1 protein-coding gene is annotated in these 252 nt (G+C 65.9%); it reads left to right on the top strand.

Features of this window, described 5'->3' with window-relative positions; genetic code table 11:
* A partial coding sequence (locus ACVA58_RS28405; RefSeq protein ID WP_446513573.1) for a hypothetical protein occupies positions 1-228 on the top strand: 228 nt, incomplete at its 5' end.
* Positions 229-252 lie beyond the last annotated feature (24 nt).

Genomic DNA, 252 nt, shown 5'->3' with positions numbered 1-252 from the left:
GCAGGAGCCCGCGTGACAGCAGACACGCCAGCGCCAAACGAATCTGCAGCGGCTTGCCGAGCACGATGCGGTCGAGTGCGCGTTGCGCCTGCGACAACGCTGCCGACAGCGACAGCATTGCAGGCGGCTGTACCGGAGCAACCGGCGTCGAACGAACGGGAGAAAGCGGGACTTGGTTGGGCGTCATCGAATCGGGTGCGGCCGAAGCAACAATGCCAGCGAGTGTAGCGGCATCGTGCAGCGCCGGTACGC

It is taken from the genome of Photobacterium sp. DNB22_13_2, assembly GCF_052873915.1.
Note: the sequence above shows the minus strand (reverse complement) of the source record. Positions and strands in the feature narration are given on the sequence as shown.